Genomic DNA, 19369 nt, shown 5'->3' with positions numbered 1-19369 from the left:
TCTCGCAGCCAAGCGCACAGCGCGGCCGCAGATCTGGTCCTGTGGAGCAGTTTGGAGTGCTCGCCACCCTGTCAAGGTGGAGGCCGCGGGTTCAAATCCCGTCAGGACCGCAGTAGAAGAGGCCCGCACCGCAAGGTGCGGGCCTCTTCTGTTTCCCAGAGCCCCGCCCAGAGCCCGGCACCCTTGACGCCGCCCGGCCCGCTCGGTACGCCTGAACAACGGCCCCAGGGGTCAGGAGGAGGCGGCACATGGCGATACCCCGACATGAGACGCGGGCCCTGCTGCGCGCCCACCTCGCCGCCGCGTCCGGCTATCGCCATCTGACCCGGCACTGCCCGATCTGCCACCAACTCCTGCGACTCGCCATGGATCCCGCCACGGAGGCCACAGAGGGCTCGGAGAGCGTCCTGGAGGGCGACGGGGACGAAAGTCCCTCGAAGGGGTGACCAAAGGCGACCCGCGAGGCCCTCAACTGATGGGAGCCTGGTGAGAGTCGGAGACGCATCAGGACCGCCCACGCGCGTCGGCCTCCTCTAGCGCACGGGCGTCATGAGCAACAAGCTCCGCGGTGTGTGACGGGTGTCACCGAACCAGTTTTGGAAACACCGTTTCTTACACCCTTCCTACAACTCCTCAATTTAATATGTGCAATTGCACCACCCTCACAGCTGGCGGCCAGGCTTCGGCCAGCGACCGACCAAGGTCCAACAAGGGCACGCACAGACCCCCGCCGCCGACCGCCGGCGACCATGTTCAGCGCACAAAAAAGATCGCGCTGGACCCGGCGGAGTCCAGCGCGATCGACGACGTACCCGTGATGCAGTTGAGATGACGCTTCAGTGGGCTCTTCAAGAAGAAGGGATCCCGTTGGGGCAGGACCCGCGTCGTGTGGAGCTATGGGGTGGGCGAGACCCGGGTTGGGGGACCCGGAACGCCCGGTATTGCTGCGTTATGCGGTGCCTCAGGCCTCGCTGCGCTGCTGCGGGATCCCCGCAAGCAGAGCGCGGACCTCGGCCTCGCGGTAACGGCGGTGTCCGCCGAGCGTACGAATCGACGTGAGCTTGCCAGCCTTCGCCCAGCGCGTGACCGTCTTGGGGTCGACGCGGAACATCGTGGCGACCTCGGCGGGGGTCAGCAGCGGCTCGGCATCAGGGGTGCGAGCGGTCATGAGCGGCCTCCTCGGGAGAACCGAACCTTCTCGGTTCTTTCCTTTAAATTCTGCACCTTGACCCGCGTTGCCCGATATGGCGGACACGGGTCGAGTCGGTTATAGGACGAACGGCTTGTCCTCGGCACTACAACTACACCATCCGTCCAGCCGCGTCGGCCAAACCGATGGAATTGCCCTCCCAGGTGTTCATCAGCGACGGAAGCCGATGGACCATGCCATAGCGGACAGTCACGCCACAGTGACGATCAGTCACAGAGCGATCAGGAGTCATCAGACCCCCCAGAGACAGTGCAATGCTGAGTAATCCGTCCATGGTTGGACTTAGTTGGACGGATGGAGCCCTCCCCGGACTCCTTGTCCTATTTTGGCACGAGGGGGGGTGATGGGCGCAAGGGCGAAGTAAGTGCAGTCCGTCACGCTTGACACAAAAGCCCGGATCGGGACGTAGGTCCCTAAGCCCCGGGTGAGGGCGGCCAGTTGGGCTGTCGGGTGGGCCCTCAGTTGGCCTGCCGACGGTCCCTGACCGCTCGCCAGCGTTCCACGAGCCGCGCGTACGCCTCGCCCGCGCCCGCCCCGTCACCGGTGCGCAGCGCCTCGATGCCCTCGGCCACGTCCGCCGCCGAGTGGTCCTCGTCCAGGAGGCCGGGCGGCAGGGCGTGCACGAGACCGCCGTAGTCGAGTTCGACGTACGAGCGCGGATGGAACTCCTCGAGCCAGCGCCCCACATCTACCAGGCCCTCGATCAAGGGGCCCCCGTCGATCGCGTCCTTCAGCGCCTTCAGTCCGCGCGCCACCCGCCGCCTGGCCTGCACCATCGGGGTCCGGTAGCGCAGCAGCGGACCCCCCTCGTCCGTCTTCCTCTCGTACTCGCGCTCCTCGTCGGAGACGAGCACGAACCAGTTCAGCGGCACCTGCCACGTCGCCGTACGGATCCACGGGCGCGCGTCCGGATTGCGCTCGAGCCAGCGCTCGTAGTCGTCGGACGCCTGCCGGCGCACCACCGGCGGGAGCACCGCGTCCAGGACCGGGGCCGGCAGCTGCGCCGGCAGCTCGTCCAGGGCCTGCCAGCCGCGCAGCCTGGTGCGCCACGGGCAGACGCACAGCACCCCTTCGGCCTCGAGCACGAACGCGTCGTCGCTCTCGTGCACCGGTACCGGCACCGGCGGGGTGGGCAGCAAGTCGGCCAGGGACCGGCGCAGTTCGTCCTGGTAGGAGGGGCGTCGCTCGCGCTTCGCGTACCGCTCCCAGTGGTCCCGCTCCGGCTGCGGAAAGGCCGCCAGGGGTTCGTACACGCGCAGATACGCCGCGTACGGAACGGTCACCGACGACACCTTGGGCACGGCTGCTCCCTCCCCCGCCCGCAGGCTGGAAAACCCTGCAAATCGTCCCACGGGGGGAACGAGGGGGCACAGCGGGATTCGACCGTACTTCCGTGAGCCCTCGACGCGAGAGAGTGATCCTCGGCACTGCGGCAGTGGCAGGCACGTACACGCTCTAATCTCTTGCCCACGAATGACGGAAGGCCCGCCACCCGCACGGGATTCCGCCCAACCGCCGCTACGTACTTGGGAGTCACCACAGTGACCGATGTGACCGGCGAACCTGTCACCACCGCAGCACCGCGCGACGTGCTGCACACCCTCTTCCACTCGGACCAGGGCGGGCACGAGCAGGTCGTGCTCTGCCAGGACCGCGCGAGCGGCCTCAAGGCCGTCATCGCCCTCCACAACACCGCCCTGGGCCCGGCCCTCGGCGGCACGCGCTTCTATCCGTACGCCTCCGAGGAGGAGGCCGTCGCCGACGCGCTGAACCTCGCGCGCGGGATGTCGTACAAGAACGCCCTGGCCGGCCTCGACCACGGCGGCGGCAAGGCCGTGATCATCGGCGATCCCGACACGATCAAGAGCGAACAACTGCTGCTTGCGTACGGCCGGTTCGTCGCCTCGCTCGGCGGGCTCTACGTGACGGCCTGCGACGTCGGTACGTACGTCGCCGACATGGACGTCGTCGCCCGCGAATGCCGCTGGACCACCGGGCGCTCGCCCGAGAACGGCGGGGCGGGCGACTCCTCCGTGCTCACCGCGTACGGCGTCTTCCAGGGCATGCGGGCCAGCGCCCAGCACCTGTGGGGCGACCCGACGCTGCGCGGCCGCAAGGTCGGCATCGCGGGCGTCGGCAAGGTGGGCCACCACCTGGTCGAGCACCTGCTGTCCGACGGCGCCGAGGTCGTGGTCACCGATGTGCGCCCCGAGTCCGTGCGCCGCATCACCGACCAGCACCCCGAGGTCGCCGTCGTCGCCGACACGGACGCGCTGATCCGGGTCGAGGGCCTCGACATCTACGCGCCGTGCGCCCTCGGCGGCGCCCTGAACGACGACAGCGTCCCGGTGCTCACCGCGAAGGTGGTGTGCGGCGCGGCCAACAACCAGCTCGCGCACCCGGGAGTGGAGAAGGACCTCGCCGACCGCGGGATCCTCTACGCCCCGGACTACGTGGTGAACGCGGGCGGGGTCATCCAGGTCGCCGACGAGCTCCACGGTTTCGACTTCGACCGGTGCAAAGCGAAGGCCTCGAAGATCTTCGACACCACGCTTTCCATCTTCGCACGCGCAAAGTCGGATGGGATTCCGCCGGCCGCCGCGGCCGACAGGATCGCCGAGCAGCGGATGGCGGAGGCCCGGTCGGGGCACTGATCGGGGCACTGATCGGGACACTGGTCACGGAGATTGCGTAACGAGAGTCACGCCGATCGGCGGGTCGCCCGCCAAGAAGAGGTTAAAATCGCAGCTGACCAGCGAGGACAGGGCTCCTTGCTGGTCCTGCGCCCAGGCGCGTCCTGCGGGCGACGTACCGTATGGGCGTGGGCTCAGGTACCGTGGAAGCCCTACGGACCGGTCTCCCCATGGGGAGTCCGTTCCAGATCATGAACGCGTGTCAAGACTCTGGGGCCGTCGAGCCCCGTATCCGAGGGGGTCGAGCCATGGGGCGCGGCCGGGCAAAGGCCAAGCAGACGAAGGTCGCCCGCCAGCTGAAGTACAGCAGCGGCGGGACTGACCTGTCGCGTCTGGCCAATGAGCTGGGCGCATCGACGTCGAATCCAGTATCGAATCAGCCGCCGAACGGCGAGCCTTTCGATGACGACGACGAGGAAGACGACCCGTACGCCCGCTATGCGGATATGTACGACGACGGCGAGGACGACGACTCCGACGAGTCGGGTCCGTCGTCGCAGCGCCGCGGCGCTTGACCTCGTAGCACTTCCAGCACGTAACTGATTTCTACTGCCTGATTTCTGCTTACTGCTGCACTTCACCCGGTCCGGGGTGGTCACCACGCCGGACCGGGTTTTGTGCTGCCTTGCAGGGACTACTTGGCGTAGTCGCCCGTGAGCTCGGCGCCCGTCGCGTGGTCGCCGCGGTCGGTGATCTCGCCGGCCACCCAGGAGTCCACGCCACGGTCGGCGAGGGTCGCGAGGGCGACGTCCACCGAGTCCTGCGGGACGATCGCCATCATGCCGACGCCCATGTTCAGCGTCTTCTCGAGCTCCAGGCGCTCGACCTGACCCGCCTTGCCGACGAGGTCGAAGATCGGGTCCGGGGTCCACGTGCCGCGGTCCACGGTGGCGTGCAGGCCGTCCGGGATGACCCGCGCCAGGTTCGCCGCGAGGCCGCCGCCGGTGATGTGGCTGTAGGCGTGGACCGGGGTGGTGCTGGTGAGCGAGAGGCAGTCCAGGGAGTAGATCTTCGTCGGCTCCAGGAGCTCCTCGCCCAGCGTGCGGCCGAGCTCGTCGACCTGCTGGTCGAGCGTCATGCCCGCGCGGTCGAAGAGGACGTGACGCACCAGCGAGTACCCGTTCGAGTGAAGACCGGAGGACGCCATGGCGATCACCGCGTCACCCGTACGGATACGGTCCGGGCCCAGGAGGTTGTCGTACTCCACGACGCCCGTGCCGGCACCCGCGACGTCGAAGTCGTCCGGACCGAGCAGGCCCGGGTGCTCCGCCGTCTCGCCGCCGACGAGGGCGCAGCCGGCGAGGACGCAGCCCTCGGCGATGCCCTTCACGATGGCGGCGACGCGCTCCGGGTGGACCTTGCCCACGCAGATGTAGTCGGTCATGAACAGCGGCTCGGCACCGCACACGACGATGTCGTCCATGACCATCGCGACGAGGTCGTGGCCGATGGTGTCGTAGACGCCCAGCTGGCGGGCGATGTCCACCTTCGTGCCGACGCCGTCGGTGGCGGAGGCGAGCAGCGGGCGCTCGTACTTCTTGAGGGCGGAGGCGTCGAAGAGGCCGGCGAAGCCGCCGAGGCCGCCGAGGACCTCGGGGCGCTGCGTCTTCTTCACCCACTCCTTCATCAGCTCGACGGCGCGGTCACCGGCTTCGATGTCGACGCCGGCGGACGCGTAGGAGGCACCACTGGTGGTCTCAGACATTGCCTGGGATCTTTCGGGTTGGTGAATACGAGAACTAGGACGCCTACGGGCGACGGATCGCGTCGGACGCAGCCGTGGACGCAGGACCTGCGGCCAGTTCCGTCTCAAGGAGCTGCTTGCCGAGGAGCTCCGGGTCGGGGAGGTCCATCGGGTACTCGCCGTCGAAGCAGGCGCGGCACAGGTTCGGCTTGTCGATGGTGGTGGCCTCGATCATGCCGTCGATGGAGATGTAGGAGAGGGAGTCCGCTCCCAGCGAGGTGCCGATCTCCTCGACCGTCATGCCGTTGGCGATGAGCTCGGCGCGGGTCGCGAAGTCGATGCCGAAGAAGCAGGGCCACTTCACGGGCGGGGACGAGATCCGGATGTGGATCTCGGCGGCGCCGGCCTCGCGGAGCATGCGGACCAGGGCCCGCTGGGTGTTGCCGCGCACGATCGAGTCGTCGACGACGACCAGGCGCTTGCCCTTGATGACTTCCTTGAGGGGGTTCAGCTTCAGACGGATGCCGAGCTGGCGGATCGTCTGGGAGGGCTGGATGAAGGTGCGGCCCACATAGGCGTTCTTCACCAGGCCGTTGCCGAACGGGATGCCGGAGGCCTCCGCGTAACCGATCGCGGCGGGCGTGCCGGACTCCGGCGTCGCTATGACCAGATCGGCCTCGACAGGGGCTTCCTTGGCGAGGCGGCGACCCATTTCCACGCGGGAGAGGTACACGTTCCGGCCGGCGATGTCGGTGTCCGGGCGGGCCAGGTACACGTACTCGAAGACACAGCCCTTGGGCTTTGCTTCGGCGAAGCGGGAGGTTCGCAGGCCGTTCTCGTCGATGGCGACGAACTCGCCCGGCTCGATCTCGCGCACGAAGCTGGCGCCGCAGATGTCGAGCGCGGCGGACTCGGAGGCGACGACCCAGCCGCGCTCCAGGCGGCCGAGGACCAGCGGGCGGATGCCCTGCGGGTCACGGGCGGCGTAGAGGGTCCCCTCGTCCATGAAGACGAGGGAGAACGCGCCCTGGACCTGAGGCAGCACCTTGGCGGCCGCCTCTTCTATGGTCAGCGGCTTGCCGTCGTCGTCGACCTGGCCCGCGAGAAGCGCGGTGACGAGGTCGGTGTCGTTCGTGGCGGCGACCTGCGTCGACCGCCCGTTCTCCTTCGGGAGGGCGGCGACCATCTCGGCGAGCTGCGCCGTGTTGACCAGGTTGCCGTTGTGACCGAGCGCGATCGAGCCGTGCGCGGTGGCACGGAACGTCGGCTGGGCGTTCTCCCACACGGAGGCCCCGGTGGTCGAGTAGCGGGCGTGACCGACCGCGATATGACCTTGCAGGGAGCCCAGGGAAGTCTCGTCGAAGACCTGGGACACGAGGCCCATGTCCTTGAAGACGAGGATCTGAGAGCCATTGCTGACCGCGATTCCCGCGGATTCCTGGCCTCGGTGTTGGAGGGCGTAGAGCCCGAAGTAAGTGAGCTTGGCGACCTCTTCACCGGGAGCCCAGACACCGAAGACGCCGCAAGCGTCCTGGGGGCCTTTCTCGCCGGGGAGCAGATCATGATTGAGTCGACCGTCACCACGTGGCACGGCACCGAGTGTAGACGGGATCGACCACTGGTCCGAATTGGGGATACGGGGTCTTTGCGTTGACGGGCTCCGGCCGCCCCGCGGCGGGACGGCCGGACGCGCGTCACATCGGGGTGTGCACGGGGGTCACTTCAGGCCCAGCAGGCCGTTGAGAATGACGCCCAGGTCGAGGCTGGTGCTCGCGTTGACGTTGGCGTTCAGGCCCAGCGCCAGGTCCAGGTTCACGTCGTTGACCAGGGACAACTGGCTGTCGACGGCGAGCAGCGGGTTGCCCGCGACGAACAGGTCCACGCCGAGGTCGGCGTTGAGCTTCGCGGCGAGGGCGGCGTCCAGTTCGACGGCCGCGTCGAGTGTGACGGAATTCGCTGCCGCGTCGACCGTCTTCTTGTCGAGGGCGGGCCGCTTGAAGCTGCCGAGCTTGACCTCGGACAGGCCCTTCTCGTCCTGCAGGGTGCCGACGATGGCGCCGGTCGACAGGTCCGCGGAGAGGTTCTTGATGACGACCCCGGACTCGGCCTTCACGTTGACCAGGCCGAGGCAGGTGGCGGCGAGCTCGACCTTGCCGGAGAGCCGGGCGTCGACGGCGGCGATGTCGCCGGCCTTCACACCGAGGCTGAGCGAGGCGACCGGCGGCAGGTAGGGCTTGCCCTTGGCGTCCTTGGGGACCTTGCAGTCGGTGGTGAGCTGGGCCAGGGCGATGCCCTTCGCCTTGAGGCGGGCGAGGAGCTGGGCGTCGAGGGTGAGCTTCACGAAGCCGCCGTCGACGGGGACGGGCTTGGTGGTCACCGGGGCGGGGGGCGTGGTGGGCGGAGTCGGATCGGCCCAGGCCGTGCCGGCCACGACCGGGACGGCGAGGGCGGCGGCGGTCAGGGTGGCGGCTATGCGCTTGTGCTGCATGGTGGGGCTCGCTCCTGTGCGGGAGTAGGGGGTGTCGTCTCTCCAGCCAAGGCCACGTGCGGTGACCGCGCGATTTCGGAGCGTGCGTACGGAGTACGTGGGTGCGGAGTACGTGGGTGCGGAGTACGTGGGTGCGGAGTACGTGGGTGCGGATGGGTCGGCTCGAGGGGCCGAGGCGCGCGCGTCCGGCGTCCGGGGTGCGCGTCCGGGGTGCGCTCCTCGAGTGCGTGTCCGGAGTACGTGTCCCGCAGTGCGCGTCCCGGAGTGCGCGTCCCGGAGTGCGGACCGCCGTTGACAGAGGCATGCCGTGATCGGCATCGTCCTGGTCCATGCAGCCCGTCAGTGACCGTGCGGTCACCTTGGTGGAGCGCCGCCACGTCGACCTGGTCCGTGTCGCGAGCGCGATCTGTTGCTGCGTGTGAATCCACTGGCCGTGTTGATCGGCTGAGGGCTGTTTCGGCGGGTTCGCGTCTGTCTGACCCCGTTTCGCTGCGGGCTGCGGGCCGTCGTCCTCGGTTGCTCCTGACGGCTGCCCGTCTGCCGGGCTGATCCTTCGTCGCCGACCAGCGTCCGTCTCTGGTTGCCCGCGCAGTTCCCCGCGCCCCTGAAGGGGCGCTCTTTCCTCCCTCCCGGAGTTCCCATGCCCTCGCATGCCTCGAACCTGTCCCGTCGTGCTGCCCTCGGCGGGGCCGCCGTCGCCGCCACCCTGGGCGTCACGGCCGCGCCCGCTCAGGCGGCCGCGCCCCGCGAGACCGCCTTCCGCGCCGCCTCGCACCGCAGGTCCCGGCGGCCCAACATCCTGTTCGTCCTGGGCGACGACCTGGGCTGGGCCGACCTGTCGTCGTACGGCGCACCGCACATCAAGACCCCGAACCTGGACCGGCTCGCACGGCAGGGCGTGCGGTTCACGGACGCGTACAGCGGGTCGGCGACCTGCTCGCCGACCCGGTTCAGCCTCTACACGGGCCGTTATCCGGGGCGTACGAAGGGCGGGCTCGCGGAGCCGATCGCCGACCGGAGCGTCGGGCTCGACCCGGACCACCCCACGCTCGCCTCGCTGCTGCGCGACGCGGGGTACGCGACCGCGCTGATCGGCAAGTGGCACTGCGGCTACCTGCCGGACTACTCGCCGACGAAGTCCGGCTGGGACGAGTTCTTCGGGAACTTCGGCGGGGCCCTGGAGTACTACTCGAAGCTGGGGCTCGGCGGTGAGTACGACCTGTACGAGGGCGACGTACGGGAGGGCGACGCCGCGTACAAGGACCTGCGGTACTACACGCGGATCCTCACCGAGCGGGCGAGCGAGTACGTGCGACGGGACCACGGGGACCGGCCGTGGCTGCTCAACCTCAACTTCACCACCCCGCACTGGCCGTGGATCGCCGACGGGGACGAGGAGGAGAGCGCGGAGGTCGTACGGCGGATCAAGGCCGGGGACGGGCGGGCGCTCTTCCACAACGACGGCGGGTCTGTGGAGAAGTACACGCAGATGGTCGAGGACCTGGACCGGTCCGTCGGAAAGGTGCTGACGGCGCTGCGCGAGTCGGGACAGGAAAAGGACACGCTCGTCTTCTTCGCCTCGGACAACGGCGGGGAGCGCTTCTCCTACAACTGGCCGCTGTCCGGGAACAAGGCGTCCCTGCAGGAGGGCGGCATCCGTGTCCCTACGATCGTGCGCTGGCCCGCGCGGCTCGACGGCGGGCAGGTCAGCCACGAGCCCGTCTTCACGCCCGACTGGACGGCGACCCTGCTGGAGATCGGCGGCGCCCGGCCGTCCCCCGCGTATCCGCTCGACGGGACGTCGCTCGCCGGATATCTGCTGCGTGGCGAGGAACTCCCCGCCGAGCGCGCGCTGTTCTGGCGGGTGCGCGGGGAGCGGGCCGTGCGGCGCGGTGACTGGAAGTACTACCGCGGCAAGGGCGGCACCGACCAGCTCTTCAACCTGGCCGCCGACCGCCGCGAGCAGGCGGACCGGGCCGCCGACGAGCCCGCGCTCCTCGCCGAGCTGAGGGCGGTGTGGGAGAAGACGGACAAGTCGCTTCTCCCGTACGCCTCTTGAGTCACCGTCACTTCGTGCCGGTCGCCGCCATTTCGTTCTCGGACGCCGCTGCTTCGTTCTCGGACGCCGCTGTTTCGTTCTCGGTCGCCGTCATTTCGCGTCGGTCGCCGTCAGGCCGATGCCGGCGCCGTCCGCTGTCTTGAGGGTGAGGCCGTCACCCTGGATGTCGTAGCTCGTCCTGCCTTCGAGGACGGTGCGCATCGCCTTCTCCACGTCCGCGGCCGGGCCGACGCAGCCCATCTTGGTGCTGGTCAGCGGGCCGAAGGTGATGTGCCCCTCCTTGACGGTGGCCGTGGCGCTGCCGCTGTTGCAGCCGAGGCGGGCGGTGACCCGGCCGTCCTTGCCGAAGACGAGGCGGGCCCGGTGCTGCGCCGCCTTCGGCAGGGACTGGGCGGTCTCGCCCGCGTAGAGGGTCGTGAGCTCCCACTTCGTGCCGGCGAGCGGGGTGTCGCGCAGTTTGGTGAGGGCGATCGTGTCGCCGTTGGCGCCGGTGAGGGTGAGGCGGTCGCCGCCGTGGGCCTTGATGGTGTTCTTGTCGGCGAGGGCGCGGGCGAGCGTGGCGTCGAAGGCGCGCTGCGCCTTGTCGGCGCAGTACTCGTCGGTGACCGCGGACTGCCCCAAGTCGACCGTGCCGTCGGTGACTTGGGCGTCGGCGTCGAAGCTGTGGCAGCCGTAGTTGCCGCGGACGCGCTCGTCCGAGACGAACTCCAGGTACGCGCCGCCCGGCGCCTTCGTCGTCTTCCCCTGCACCGTCACGCTCTGCACGGTCCAGTGGGCGCCGGTGAGCGGGGCGCCGCCGGCCTTCACCGTGCCGGGCGCCTTCTCGTTCCCGCAGGCCGCGACGGTGGTGAGTGCGGCCAGCGGCAGAGCGGCGGCGGTGAGCAGGGCGCGGGTGCTGCGTTGCGTGAACATGGCGATGGGACGGGGCGGACCCCCTGCCCGGTTCCGTCCCACCGCGCATTTCACGCCATGATCGGCAACAGCCCTGCCAGATCGGCCCGTTCACCGCTGGCGCTGACGAGCGCGTCGTCGAGCGCGGCCGCCCAGCTCGTACGCCCTGTCGCCAGGCGGAGCCAGGTGAGCGGGTCCGTCTCCACGACGTTCGGCGGGGTGCCGCGGGTGTGGCGGGGGCCTTCGACGCACTGCACCACGGCGAACGGCGGGATGCGCACCTCGGTCGAGCCGCCCGGCGCCCTGGCCGCGAGCGCATCGGCGAGGAACCTGGTCGCCGCGGCCAGCAACTGCCGCTCCACGGGCAGCTCGAGCCCGGGCACCGCGTCGTTCAAGTCGTCGGTGTGGACGGCCAGTTCGACGGCGCGGGTGACGAGGACATCGGTGAGGGTCAGCACCCCGATCCGGTGGGCGACGGGCCGCGCGCCGTCGAGCCCGGCAGGCAGATACCGGTCGAGCCCTTCGGTGACCTTCGCGTACAGCTCGCTCAACGGTGCGCTGTCCGCCAGCTCCTTCACCCCGACGGCAACGGCGGGGGCGGCGGGCGCGGTCAGGTACGGGTAGTCGAGGAGCGCCAGGTCCGCGCGGGGCGGCGCGGGCTCGGCCAGCCCCCGCGGCAACATGCCCACGGCCATGGTGAAGTGCGCCGCGAGATCCCGCACGGTCCAGTCACCGAGCCGGGTCGGCGCGGCCAGCTGCTCGGGCGTGAGAGCCTCGACGGCCCCCCGCACGGCAGCGAACTGGGCCAGCACCGCGATCCTGAGCTTCTCGTGATCGTACGAACGCAGCCGCTTCTTGGGCGGCTTGGAGGTACCGGGGGTACCGGGGGAACTGGGGGAACTGGGGGAACTGGGGGAACTGGGCGGGGCCATGTCCGTGACCCTACGCCCGGACCGCGAAGCCGCTCAGGCCCTTTTCGACCAGCGCGAAGGCCCGCTCGGCACGCTCGGGGGCGTCCGCCGCGACATCGGCCACGGCCTCACCCGCGAGCACCCGCCGATGGTGCTCGCTCATCAGCGCACTGACCACCCCGGACAACTGAGCCGCGGCCACCGAGGCGAGCAGCGCGTCACCTGTCTCCTCGGTGAGCGCCTCGGCGGCCAGCCGCTCGGCGCGGATCGACCACACCAGCGCCCGACGGGCCAACACCGGCGTGTTGTTGACCAGTTGGATCAGCGCCAGCTCGTTGCCCGTCTCGCTGAGCCCGATCGACGGATCCCGCTCGGCGACCTTGCGCAGGAACATCTCCCGGGTCGCGTCCACCGCGGACTGCCCCGCCTCCCGCTCCCGCAGGGCCCGCGCCAGGTCCCCTACGTGCTCCTCCATGGGGCCCATGAGGAGGTCTTCCTTGGTCTTGAAGTAGTTGAAGACCGTCATCTTCGAGACCTCGGCGGCCTCGGCGATCTGCGCGACGGAGACCTGGTCGTAGCCGTGCTCCAGGAACAGGTCCACAGCCGTGCGCCACACCTTGATCGCCGTCTGCTTCTTCTTGCGCTCGCGCAGCCCGAGTCCGGTTCCCTCATCAGCCATGACATGACTGTACCAAGCCGATATTTAAGCCAGGATCAAAGTTAATCCGAGCCGAAAGATTGACCCAGTACATTTTCTTCGGGCATGGTGAGTCCCATGCCTCCTCTCATGAGCAAGCCCCAGCGCACGATCGGGATGTTCGTCTGCCTCTTCACGATCATCCTGGCCGTGCTCGATCTGCAGATCGTCTCTGCGGCGACCGTGCCGATAGTCCGCGACCTCGACCCGCTCCACGGCATCGACCAATTCCCTTGGCTGGTCAGCGCGTTCGCCCTCGCCTCGGCCGCGATGCTCCCGCTGTACGGCAAGCTCTGCGACACCCTCGGCGCCAAGCGCGTCTTCCTCGGCGCCCTCACCACCTTTCTGCTCGGCTCCGCCCTGTGCGGCCTCGCCCAGTCGATGCCCCAGCTGATCGCGGCCCGCGCCGTACAGGGCCTGGGCGGCGGCGGCCTGATGAGCATCACGATGGTGGTGATGGCCCATCTGAAGGACCCGGACGAGGAAGGCGAGGAAGGCAAGGAAGGAGAGGAAGACGAGGAAGACGAGGAAGACGAGAAGGGCGGCAAGGACAGCAAAGGGAGCAGGAGCAGCAAGGACAGCAAGGCGAACAACGGGAGCAAGGGGAGCAAGGGCGGTGGGTTGGGTGGCATCGTCGCCGGTGGCGGTATGGCCCTCGGCCCCTGGCTCGGCGGCTTCCTCACCGACCACGCGAGCTGGCGCTGGATCTTCTATGTCAATCTGCCGATCGGCCTCGCCGTGCTCGCCACGGCCGCGGTCGTCCTCAAGCTCCCCGACCACCCGGTGCGCCGGCCCCTCGACTGGGCGGGCGCGGGCCTGGCCGCCGTCTTCTCCACGACGCTGCTGCTGGCCACCGACTGGGGCGGCAAGAAGTACGCCTGGTCGTCGCCGGAGATCATCGGCCTGCTGTGCATGACCGTCCTCGCCCTCGGCCTCTTCCTGTGGCGGCAGACGCGGGCCGCCGAACCGGTCCTCCCTCTCTCGCTCTTCCGCATCCCCGAACTGCGCTGGGGTTTCGTCGTCCAGGGCATCACCGGCGCCGCGATGATGTGCGCGATCTACTACGTCCTCGTCTACCTCCAGGTCGCCCGCGGCCTGTCCAGCTCCGCCGCCGGGCTCTATCTGCTGCCGATGGCCGTCGGCATGACGGGCGTCGGGCTGGTCGCGGGACGGCTGCCCTGGTCGGCCCGGACCTTCACGATCAGCGGCACGATGACGATGGCGGCGGCCTTCGTCCTCTTCGCGACGACCATCGGCCCCGACACGCCCCTGTGGACGCTGCGCGCCGAACTCTTCCTCGCGGGCCTCGGCTTCGGTCAACTCATCGGCCAGCTCATCCAGTTGGTCCAGGACGCAGCGCCCCGCCCACTGCTCGGCGTGGCCACGACGAGCATCCGCTTCTTCCAGACCCTCGGCAACGCGCTGGGGGCCGCCCTGTTCGGCACGATCCTCTTCCGCTTCTTCGACGGCGACGTCAACGCGATCCCGACGCTGCACGGCATCCAACACACCGCCGCTGTAAGGGACTTCGTCCACGCCACCGACGTCGTCTTCTGGTGCGGGGCCGCCGTGATGCTCCTCGGAGCCGCACTGGCGACTCGGCTGCCGCGCAGAACTGGGGCTGTGGTCGAGATCGAGGTCGGCGTAGGGGCCCCGGTAACGGACCCGGTCCCGGTCAGCCGGCCGATGAAGGATCAGCCGGTATTCGATCGACCGTGAACTTCTCGCAGCCCTTGGGCACCCCTGCCCCGCGCCAGCTGAAGGGGATGCCCCGGGCGGTGTCCAGGTCCGGGCCGTCCATCAGCTGGAAGTGCAGATGCGGCTCGGTCGAGTTCCCCGAATTGCCGCAGCGGGCGATGAGTTGGCCCGGGCGCACCCGGTCGCCCGCTCGGACGGTGAGGCTGCCCCGCTGCACGTGGGCGTACACCGCGTGGACCCCGTCGCCGAGGTCGAGGACGACATGGTTGCCGACGACTCTGCGGGCTCCGGCCAGGCCCCGCGACTCCCCCTCGACGAGCATCAGATAGGCCAGTCCCAGCAGCGAGTTCCGGCTGAGGTGGTCGCGCTGGCCGTCCTCCGCGTGCACCACCGTGGCCTCGGCGACCGCGAACAGCGGGGCACCGAAAGCGGGGAAGCGGCGCGGGGCGCGGGCTACCGGCCACAGGGGAGCGAAGCCGGGGCGCTCCGCACCCTCGGGCTCGGCCACGATGTCGATGGCGTAGGTCTGGCCGTACACGTGGGTGCCGTGGCTCGGCGTGCGGTCGGCCGGGCTGTTCACCGCGGACCAGCGCCCTTCGACCGGCGGCTCCACCTCGACGGGAGCCCGGTCGACCGCGCTGATGTGCCGGGCCGAAAGCCGGCCCATGGTGATCGAGACCGCCCAGGCGAGCGGGAGCGGCAGGAAGACCTGCCAGAGCGCGAGCGCGGAGTCCTTGACGAGGTCGAAGGCGACCAGGGCCAGGAAGGCGAGTATGAGCAGCCGCTGGAGCAGCGGCAGCAACGTGCGTACAGACATGGTGAATCCCCCAATTCGTAAACGTCAGCAAGCCTCAGGTGTGTCAGGCGGGTCAGACAGGTCGGGCCGCGGTCAGCGCCACCAGGAGTGGCACGACCCGTCCCGCCGGTACCTCGTAGCGCCCCCGTCCCGCGGAGCGCAGCCACCCGGCGGCGGTCAACTGCCGCAGGTGGTGGTAGATCTGGCCGCTGGTGCCCACGTCGTCGAGCTCGGCGAGCTCGGTGGCCGAGGTGCGGCCGCCGATGATCTCCCTCAGGAGCCGCAGTCGCAGCCCGTGCCCGAGCGCGGCGAACGCGTCGGCCACATCGGTCCAGTCGGACGCGAGCAACTCATCGGTGACGGCGCCGTACTGCCACTCGTACTCCCTCTCGTCCGGCAGGCGCACCGCGCCGGTGAACAGCACACCGCCGCCCGCCACTTCGGCGAGCTGCTGCTTCAGCCCCTCGAGCGCCCAGAAGTTCCCCACGGCGTCGGTCGGCACCGAGGGTCTGCTCTCCAGGGCGTCGAGACGCCGCTCCAGCTCGGCGACCCGCTGCTCCAGATCCGTCATGCATCGAGATTACGTAATTACGTAGAACTAAATCAATCCCTCGTTCGAGCTAACCGAACATGCCGGACCCCGTCGGACCCCGTCGGACCCCGTCGGACCACGCCCGGACCACGCCCGGACACGACGAAGCCCCTTGCCCGGTCCGGGCAAGGGGCTTCGAAAGACGTCGGAAGGACGCCGGAAAGACGTCGGGAGGACGTCGGGAGGACGACGAGACTCAGGCCAGCAGCGCCGGGATCGTGTTCTCGTGCGCCTCGCGCAGCTCCGCCAGCGACAGTGCGAACTCGCCCTGCACGTCCACCGAGGCGTCCTCGCCGGCGCCGTCCACGACACCGATGCGGGTCACGGGAAGCCCACGGGCCCCGCACATGTCGTTGAAGCGCAGCTCCTCGCTCCGCGGGACGGCCACGACCGCACGGCCCGCCGACTCCGAGAACAGGAACGTGAACGCGTCGAGCCCGTCCGGAACGACCAGGCGCGCACCCTTGCCGCCGAGCAGCGCCGACTCGACCACGGCCTGGATCAGACCGCCGTCGGACAGGTCGTGCGCGGCGTCGATCATGCCGTCGCGGGACGCCGAGATGAGGATCTCGCCGAGCAGCCGCTCGCGCTCCAGGTCCACGGCCGGCGGAAGACCGCCGAGGTGGTCGTGCACGACCTGCGACCAGGCCGAACCGCCGAACTCCTCGCGCGTGTCACCGAGGAGGTACAGCAGCTGCCCCTCCTCCGCGAACGCGACCGGCGTGCGCCGGGCCACGTCGTCGATGACGCCGAGGACGGCCACGACCGGCGTCGGGTGGATCGCCGCCTCGCCCGTCTGGTTGTAGAGCGAGACGTTGCCACCGGTGACCGGCGTGCCCAACTGCAGGCAGCCGTCCGCGAGTCCACGGATCGCCTCGGCGAACTGCCACATGACGGCCGGGTCCTCGGGCGAACCGAAGTTCAGGCAGTCGGAGACCGCGAGGGGCTTGGCGCCGGTGGTGGCGACGTTGCGGTACGCCTCCGCGAGCGCCAGCTGCGCGCCCGTGTACGGGTCGAGCTTCGCGTACCGGCCGTTGCCGTCGGTCGCGATGGCGACACCGAGGCCGGTCTCCTCGTCGATGCGGATCATGCCGCTGTCCTCGGGCTGCGCAAGCACCGTGTTGCCCTGGACGAAGTGGTCGTACTGCGAGGTGATCCACTTCTTCGACGCCTGGTTGGGCGACGAGACCAGGGCGAGGACCTGCTGCTTCAGCTCGTCCGAAGTCGTCGGCCTGGGCAGCTTGTTCGCGTCGTCGGCCTGCAGCGCGTCCTGCCACTCGGGGCGCGCGTAGGGGCGCTCGTAGACGGGGCCGTCGTGGGCCACCGTCCGCGGGTCGACGTCGACGATCTTCTCGCCGTGCCAGAAGATCTCGAGGCGGTCGCCGTCGGTCACCTCACCGATGACGGTGGCGATGACGTCCCACTTCTCGCAGATCTCCAGGAAGCGCTCGACCTTCGCAGGCTCCACGACCGCGCACATGCGCTCCTGCGACTCGCTCATGAGGATCTCCTCAGGAGAGAGCGTGGAGTCGCGCAGCGGTACGTCGTCGAGCTCGACGCGCATGCCGCCCGAGCCGTTCGACGCCAGCTCGCTGGTGGCGCAGGAGATGCCGGCGGCGCCGAGGTCCTGGATGCCGACGACGAGCTTCTCGGCGAAGGCCTCCAGGGTGCACTCGATGAGGAGCTTCTCCTGGAAGGGGTCGCCCACCTGGACGGCCGGGCGCTTCGAGGGCTTGGCGTCGTCGAAGGTCTCGGAGGCCAGGATCGAGGCGCCGCCGATGCCGTCGCCGCCCGTGCGGGCGCCGTACATGATGACCTTGTTGCCCGCGCCGGACGCCTTCGCGAGGTGGATGTCCTCGTGCCGCATGACGCCGATCGCACCGGCGTTGACCAGCGGGTTGCCCTGGTAGCAGGCGTCGAAGACGACCTCGCCGCCGATGTTCGGCAGGCCCAGGCAGTTGCCGTAGCCGCCGATGCCGGCGACGACGCCGGGCAGCACGCGCTTGGTGTCGGGGTGGTCGGCGGCGCCGAAGCGCAGCGGGTCCACGACCGCGACCGGGCGCGCACCCATGGCGATGATGTCGCGCACGATGCCGCCCACTCCGGTAGCCGCACCCTGATAGGGCTCTACGTAGGAGGGGTGGTTGTGGGACTCCACCTTGAAGGTGACGGCATAACCCTGGCCGACGTCCACCACACCGGCGTTCTCACCGATGCCGACGAGCATGGCGTCGGACTGCGGTGCCTTCTCGCCGAACTGGCGCAGGTGCACCTTGGACGACTTGTAGGAGCAGTGCTCGGACCACATGACCGAGTACATGGCGAGCTCGGCGCCGGTGGGGCGGCGGCCGAGAATCTCGACCACGCGCGCGTACTCGTCCTTCTTCAGGCCGAGTTCGGCCCAGGGGAGCTCGACGTCGGGGGTCTTGCTTGCGTTCTCTACGGTGTCGAGGCTCATGAGGCGGCGACCAGCTTCTTGAGGATCGAGGTGAAGAAGGGGAGGCCGTCGGTGCGGCCGGACCCGATGAGGGGCTCCACGGCGTGCTCCGGGTGCGGCATCAGACCGACGACGTTGCCCGCCTCGTTCGTGATGCCGGCGATGTCACGCAGCGAGCCGTTCGGGTTCATGTCGAGGTAGCGGAAGACGACGCGGCCCTCCGCCTCCAGCATGTCGAGCGTGTGCTCGTCCGCGACGTAGCGCCCGTCCATGTTCTTCAGCGGGATGTGGATCTCCTGGCCCGCCTCGTAGTCGGACGTCCAGGCCGTGCCCGCGTTCTCCACGCGCAGCTTCTGGTCGCGGCAGATGAAGTGCAGGTGGTCGTTGCCGAGCATCGCGCCGGGGAGCAGGTGGGCCTCGGTGAGGACCTGGAACCCGTTGCAGATCCCCAGGACCGGCAGGCCCGCCTTCGCCTGGTCGATCAGGGTCTCCATGACCGGCGAGAAGCGCGAAATGGCGCCCGCCCGAAGGTAATCGCCGTAGGAGAAACCGCCGGGCAAGACGACCGCGTCGACCTGCTTCAGATCCTTGTCCTTGTGCCACAGGGCCACCGGTTCGGCGCCGGCGAGACGGATCGCGCGCTGGGTGTCCCGGTCGTCGAGGGAACCCGGAAAGGTGACGACGCCAATACGAGCGGTCACTTTTCGGCCCCCACCGCGGGCTCCGCAGCTTCTTCGACCTTCACGGTGAAGTTCTCGATCACGGTGTTGGCGAGGAAGCTTTCCGCAAGATCGCGGATACGGGCGAGGGCGGCGTCATCCACCGGCCCGTCCACTTCGAGCTCGAATCGCTTTCCCTGACGAACGTCGGAGATGCCGTCGAAACCGAGGCGCGGCAGCGCACGCTGCACCGCCTGGCCCTGGGGGTCGAGGATCTCCGGCTTGAGCATGACGTCGACTACGACGCGTGCCACTGGCACTCCCGGTGTGTGGTGCTGAGCAGGTCCGTTCAGCGTACCTGCCCAAATCTTCTACTCGCGTAGACGGTAGGAAGCTACAAGAGCCGGATCACGTTACGGCAACGACATGAGATGCGCACGAAAAATTAAGGGAAAACCCGGGAGCGGTGCACCGATAACCGTGACACCGGACACGCGGAGGTTGATAAATAGCCTTCCCAGCGCAATGCCCGTCAGGGTAAAAAGGAATTACGA

At 69.1% G+C, this 19369-nt stretch carries 19 protein-coding genes and 1 tRNA gene; 7 read left to right on the top strand and 13 right to left on the bottom strand.

What is annotated here, in order from left to right; all coding sequences use genetic code 11:
- Window positions 1–35: 35 nt before the first annotated feature.
- Window positions 36–110 (top strand) — tRNA-Asp (locus tag ACIBUY_RS15915).
- A 138-nt stretch (window positions 111–248) separates the two neighbouring features.
- Window positions 249–446 (top strand): DUF6274 family protein, encoded by a 198-nt coding sequence (locus ACIBUY_RS15910; RefSeq protein WP_365560725.1) that lies wholly within the window; start codon window positions 249–251, stop codon window positions 444–446.
- 515 nt (window positions 447–961) lie between these two features.
- On the opposite strand, the gene bldC is transcribed toward ACIBUY_RS15910, so the two are convergent.
- On the bottom strand, window positions 962–1168 hold the full coding sequence (gene bldC / locus ACIBUY_RS15905) for a developmental transcriptional regulator BldC (protein WP_003949541.1): 207 nt from the start codon (window positions 1166–1168) through the stop codon (window positions 962–964).
- Window positions 1169–1668: 500 nt separating this feature from the next.
- On the bottom strand, window positions 1669–2511 hold the full coding sequence (locus ACIBUY_RS15900; RefSeq protein WP_365560723.1) for a hypothetical protein: 843 nt from the start codon (window positions 2509–2511) through the stop codon (window positions 1669–1671).
- Window positions 2512–2751: 240 nt separating this feature from the next.
- Between ACIBUY_RS15900 and ACIBUY_RS15895 the strand changes: the two genes are divergently transcribed.
- On the top strand, window positions 2752–3864 hold the full coding sequence (locus tag ACIBUY_RS15895) for a Glu/Leu/Phe/Val dehydrogenase dimerization domain-containing protein (RefSeq protein ID WP_365560721.1): 1113 nt from the start codon (window positions 2752–2754) through the stop codon (window positions 3862–3864).
- A gap of 287 nt (window positions 3865–4151) precedes the next feature.
- The gene (locus ACIBUY_RS15890; protein WP_365560718.1) at window positions 4152–4418 is read left to right on the top strand and encodes a DUF3073 domain-containing protein; all 267 of its coding nucleotides are present in this window, start codon (window positions 4152–4154) and stop codon (window positions 4416–4418) included.
- A 119-nt stretch (window positions 4419–4537) separates the two neighbouring features.
- Here the strand turns inward: ACIBUY_RS15890 and purM are convergent, their stop codons facing one another.
- The 3 genes from purM to ACIBUY_RS15875 form a co-directional block, all read right to left on the bottom strand.
- On the bottom strand, window positions 4538–5608 hold the full coding sequence (gene purM, locus ACIBUY_RS15885; protein ID WP_365560716.1) for a phosphoribosylformylglycinamidine cyclo-ligase: 1071 nt from the start codon (window positions 5606–5608) through the stop codon (window positions 4538–4540).
- Between the two features lie 43 nt (window positions 5609–5651).
- The gene (purF, locus tag ACIBUY_RS15880; RefSeq protein ID WP_365560713.1) at window positions 5652–7178 is read right to left on the bottom strand and encodes an amidophosphoribosyltransferase; all 1527 of its coding nucleotides are present in this window, start codon (window positions 7176–7178) and stop codon (window positions 5652–5654) included.
- 126 nt (window positions 7179–7304) lie between these two features.
- Window positions 7305–8075, bottom strand: coding sequence for a hypothetical protein (locus tag ACIBUY_RS15875; RefSeq protein ID WP_365560710.1), 771 nt, complete (start codon window positions 8073–8075; stop codon window positions 7305–7307).
- Window positions 8076–8404: 329 nt separating this feature from the next.
- Between ACIBUY_RS15875 and ACIBUY_RS15870 the strand changes: the two genes are divergently transcribed.
- Window positions 8405–8497, top strand: a complete 93-nt coding sequence (locus ACIBUY_RS15870; protein ID WP_365560707.1) for a putative leader peptide — start codon at window positions 8405–8407, stop codon at window positions 8495–8497.
- A 218-nt stretch (window positions 8498–8715) separates the two neighbouring features.
- On the top strand, window positions 8716–10134 hold the full coding sequence (locus ACIBUY_RS15865) for a sulfatase-like hydrolase/transferase (RefSeq protein WP_399152849.1): 1419 nt from the start codon (window positions 8716–8718) through the stop codon (window positions 10132–10134).
- 90 nt (window positions 10135–10224) lie between these two features.
- On the opposite strand, the gene ACIBUY_RS15860 is transcribed toward ACIBUY_RS15865, so the two are convergent.
- Genes ACIBUY_RS15860 through ACIBUY_RS15850 form a run of 3 tightly spaced genes read right to left on the bottom strand, consistent with a single transcriptional unit; the run spans window position 10225 to window position 12615 of the window.
- A complete protein-coding gene (locus tag ACIBUY_RS15860) occupies window positions 10225–11046 on the bottom strand; it encodes an META domain-containing protein (protein WP_365560702.1) in 822 nt (273 codons plus the stop codon).
- Between the two features lie 50 nt (window positions 11047–11096).
- Window positions 11097–11957 (bottom strand): sterol carrier family protein, encoded by an 861-nt coding sequence (locus ACIBUY_RS15855; RefSeq protein ID WP_399152848.1) that lies wholly within the window; start codon window positions 11955–11957, stop codon window positions 11097–11099.
- Window positions 11958–11967: 10 nt separating this feature from the next.
- A complete protein-coding gene (locus ACIBUY_RS15850; RefSeq protein WP_365560697.1) occupies window positions 11968–12615 on the bottom strand; it encodes a helix-turn-helix domain-containing protein in 648 nt (215 codons plus the stop codon).
- A gap of 108 nt (window positions 12616–12723) precedes the next feature.
- On the opposite strand from ACIBUY_RS15850, the gene ACIBUY_RS15845 reads away from it, so the two are divergent.
- Window positions 12724–14352, top strand: a complete 1629-nt coding sequence (locus ACIBUY_RS15845; RefSeq protein ID WP_399152847.1) for an MFS transporter — start codon at window positions 12724–12726, stop codon at window positions 14350–14352.
- Here the strand turns inward: ACIBUY_RS15845 and ACIBUY_RS15840 are convergent.
- The 5 genes from ACIBUY_RS15840 to purS form a co-directional block, all read right to left on the bottom strand.
- Window positions 14309–15148, bottom strand: coding sequence for a M23 family metallopeptidase (locus ACIBUY_RS15840; RefSeq protein ID WP_365560692.1), 840 nt, complete (start codon window positions 15146–15148; stop codon window positions 14309–14311). The genes ACIBUY_RS15845 and ACIBUY_RS15840 overlap by 44 nt on opposite strands.
- Window positions 15149–15200: 52 nt before the next feature.
- Window positions 15201–15698, bottom strand: a complete 498-nt coding sequence (locus ACIBUY_RS15835; RefSeq protein WP_365560689.1) for a helix-turn-helix domain-containing protein — start codon at window positions 15696–15698, stop codon at window positions 15201–15203.
- A gap of 217 nt (window positions 15699–15915) precedes the next feature.
- The gene (gene purL / locus ACIBUY_RS15830; RefSeq protein ID WP_365560686.1) at window positions 15916–18177 is read right to left on the bottom strand and encodes a phosphoribosylformylglycinamidine synthase subunit PurL; all 2262 of its coding nucleotides are present in this window, start codon (window positions 18175–18177) and stop codon (window positions 15916–15918) included.
- Window positions 18174–18857 carry a phosphoribosylformylglycinamidine synthase subunit PurQ gene (purQ, locus tag ACIBUY_RS15825; protein ID WP_365560684.1) on the bottom strand — a complete coding sequence of 228 codons (684 nt, stop codon included), beginning with the start codon at window positions 18855–18857 and terminating at the stop codon, window positions 18174–18176. The genes purL and purQ overlap by 4 nt, the downstream gene beginning before the upstream one ends.
- The gene (purS, locus tag ACIBUY_RS15820) at window positions 18854–19129 is read right to left on the bottom strand and encodes a phosphoribosylformylglycinamidine synthase subunit PurS (protein ID WP_365560682.1); all 276 of its coding nucleotides are present in this window, start codon (window positions 19127–19129) and stop codon (window positions 18854–18856) included. The genes purQ and purS overlap by 4 nt, the downstream gene beginning before the upstream one ends.
- Window positions 19130–19369 lie beyond the last annotated feature (240 nt).

The organism is Streptomyces sp. NPDC050085 (assembly GCF_044460595.1).
Classification (GTDB): domain Bacteria; phylum Actinomycetota; class Actinomycetes; order Streptomycetales; family Streptomycetaceae; genus Streptomyces.
Note: the sequence above shows the minus strand (reverse complement) of the source record. Positions and strands in the feature narration are given on the sequence as shown.

Bases quoted from the DNA above. Each gene is read 5' to 3' on its own strand.
- ACIBUY_RS15850 (WP_365560697.1), bottom strand. From the start codon at position 12,615: ATGGCTGATGAGGGAACCGGACTCGGGCTGCGCGAGCGCAAGAAGAAG.
- ACIBUY_RS15910 (WP_365560725.1), top strand. From the start codon at position 249: ATGGCGATACCCCGACATGAGACGCGGGCCCTGCTGCGCGCCCACCTC.
- ACIBUY_RS15835 (WP_365560689.1), bottom strand. From the start codon at position 15,698: ATGACGGATCTGGAGCAGCGGGTCGCCGAGCTGGAGCGGCGTCTCGAC.
- purL (WP_365560686.1), bottom strand. From the start codon at position 18,177: ATGAGCCTCGACACCGTAGAGAACGCAAGCAAGACCCCCGACGTCGAG.
- ACIBUY_RS15845 (WP_399152847.1), top strand. From the start codon at position 12,724: ATGAGCAAGCCCCAGCGCACGATCGGGATGTTCGTCTGCCTCTTCACG.
- ACIBUY_RS15865 (WP_399152849.1), top strand. From the start codon at position 8,716: ATGCCCTCGCATGCCTCGAACCTGTCCCGTCGTGCTGCCCTCGGCGGG.
- ACIBUY_RS15855 (WP_399152848.1), bottom strand. From the start codon at position 11,957: ATGGCCCCGCCCAGTTCCCCCAGTTCCCCCAGTTCCCCCAGTTCCCCC.
- ACIBUY_RS15840 (WP_365560692.1), bottom strand. From the start codon at position 15,148: ATGTCTGTACGCACGTTGCTGCCGCTGCTCCAGCGGCTGCTCATACTC.
- bldC (WP_003949541.1), bottom strand. From the start codon at position 1,168: ATGACCGCTCGCACCCCTGATGCCGAGCCGCTGCTGACCCCCGCCGAG.
- ACIBUY_RS15860 (WP_365560702.1), bottom strand. From the start codon at position 11,046: ATGTTCACGCAACGCAGCACCCGCGCCCTGCTCACCGCCGCCGCTCTG.
- ACIBUY_RS15870 (WP_365560707.1), top strand. From the start codon at position 8,405: ATGCAGCCCGTCAGTGACCGTGCGGTCACCTTGGTGGAGCGCCGCCAC.
- ACIBUY_RS15875 (WP_365560710.1), bottom strand. From the start codon at position 8,075: ATGCAGCACAAGCGCATAGCCGCCACCCTGACCGCCGCCGCCCTCGCC.
- ACIBUY_RS15890 (WP_365560718.1), top strand. From the start codon at position 4,152: ATGGGGCGCGGCCGGGCAAAGGCCAAGCAGACGAAGGTCGCCCGCCAG.
- purM (WP_365560716.1), bottom strand. From the start codon at position 5,608: ATGTCTGAGACCACCAGTGGTGCCTCCTACGCGTCCGCCGGCGTCGAC.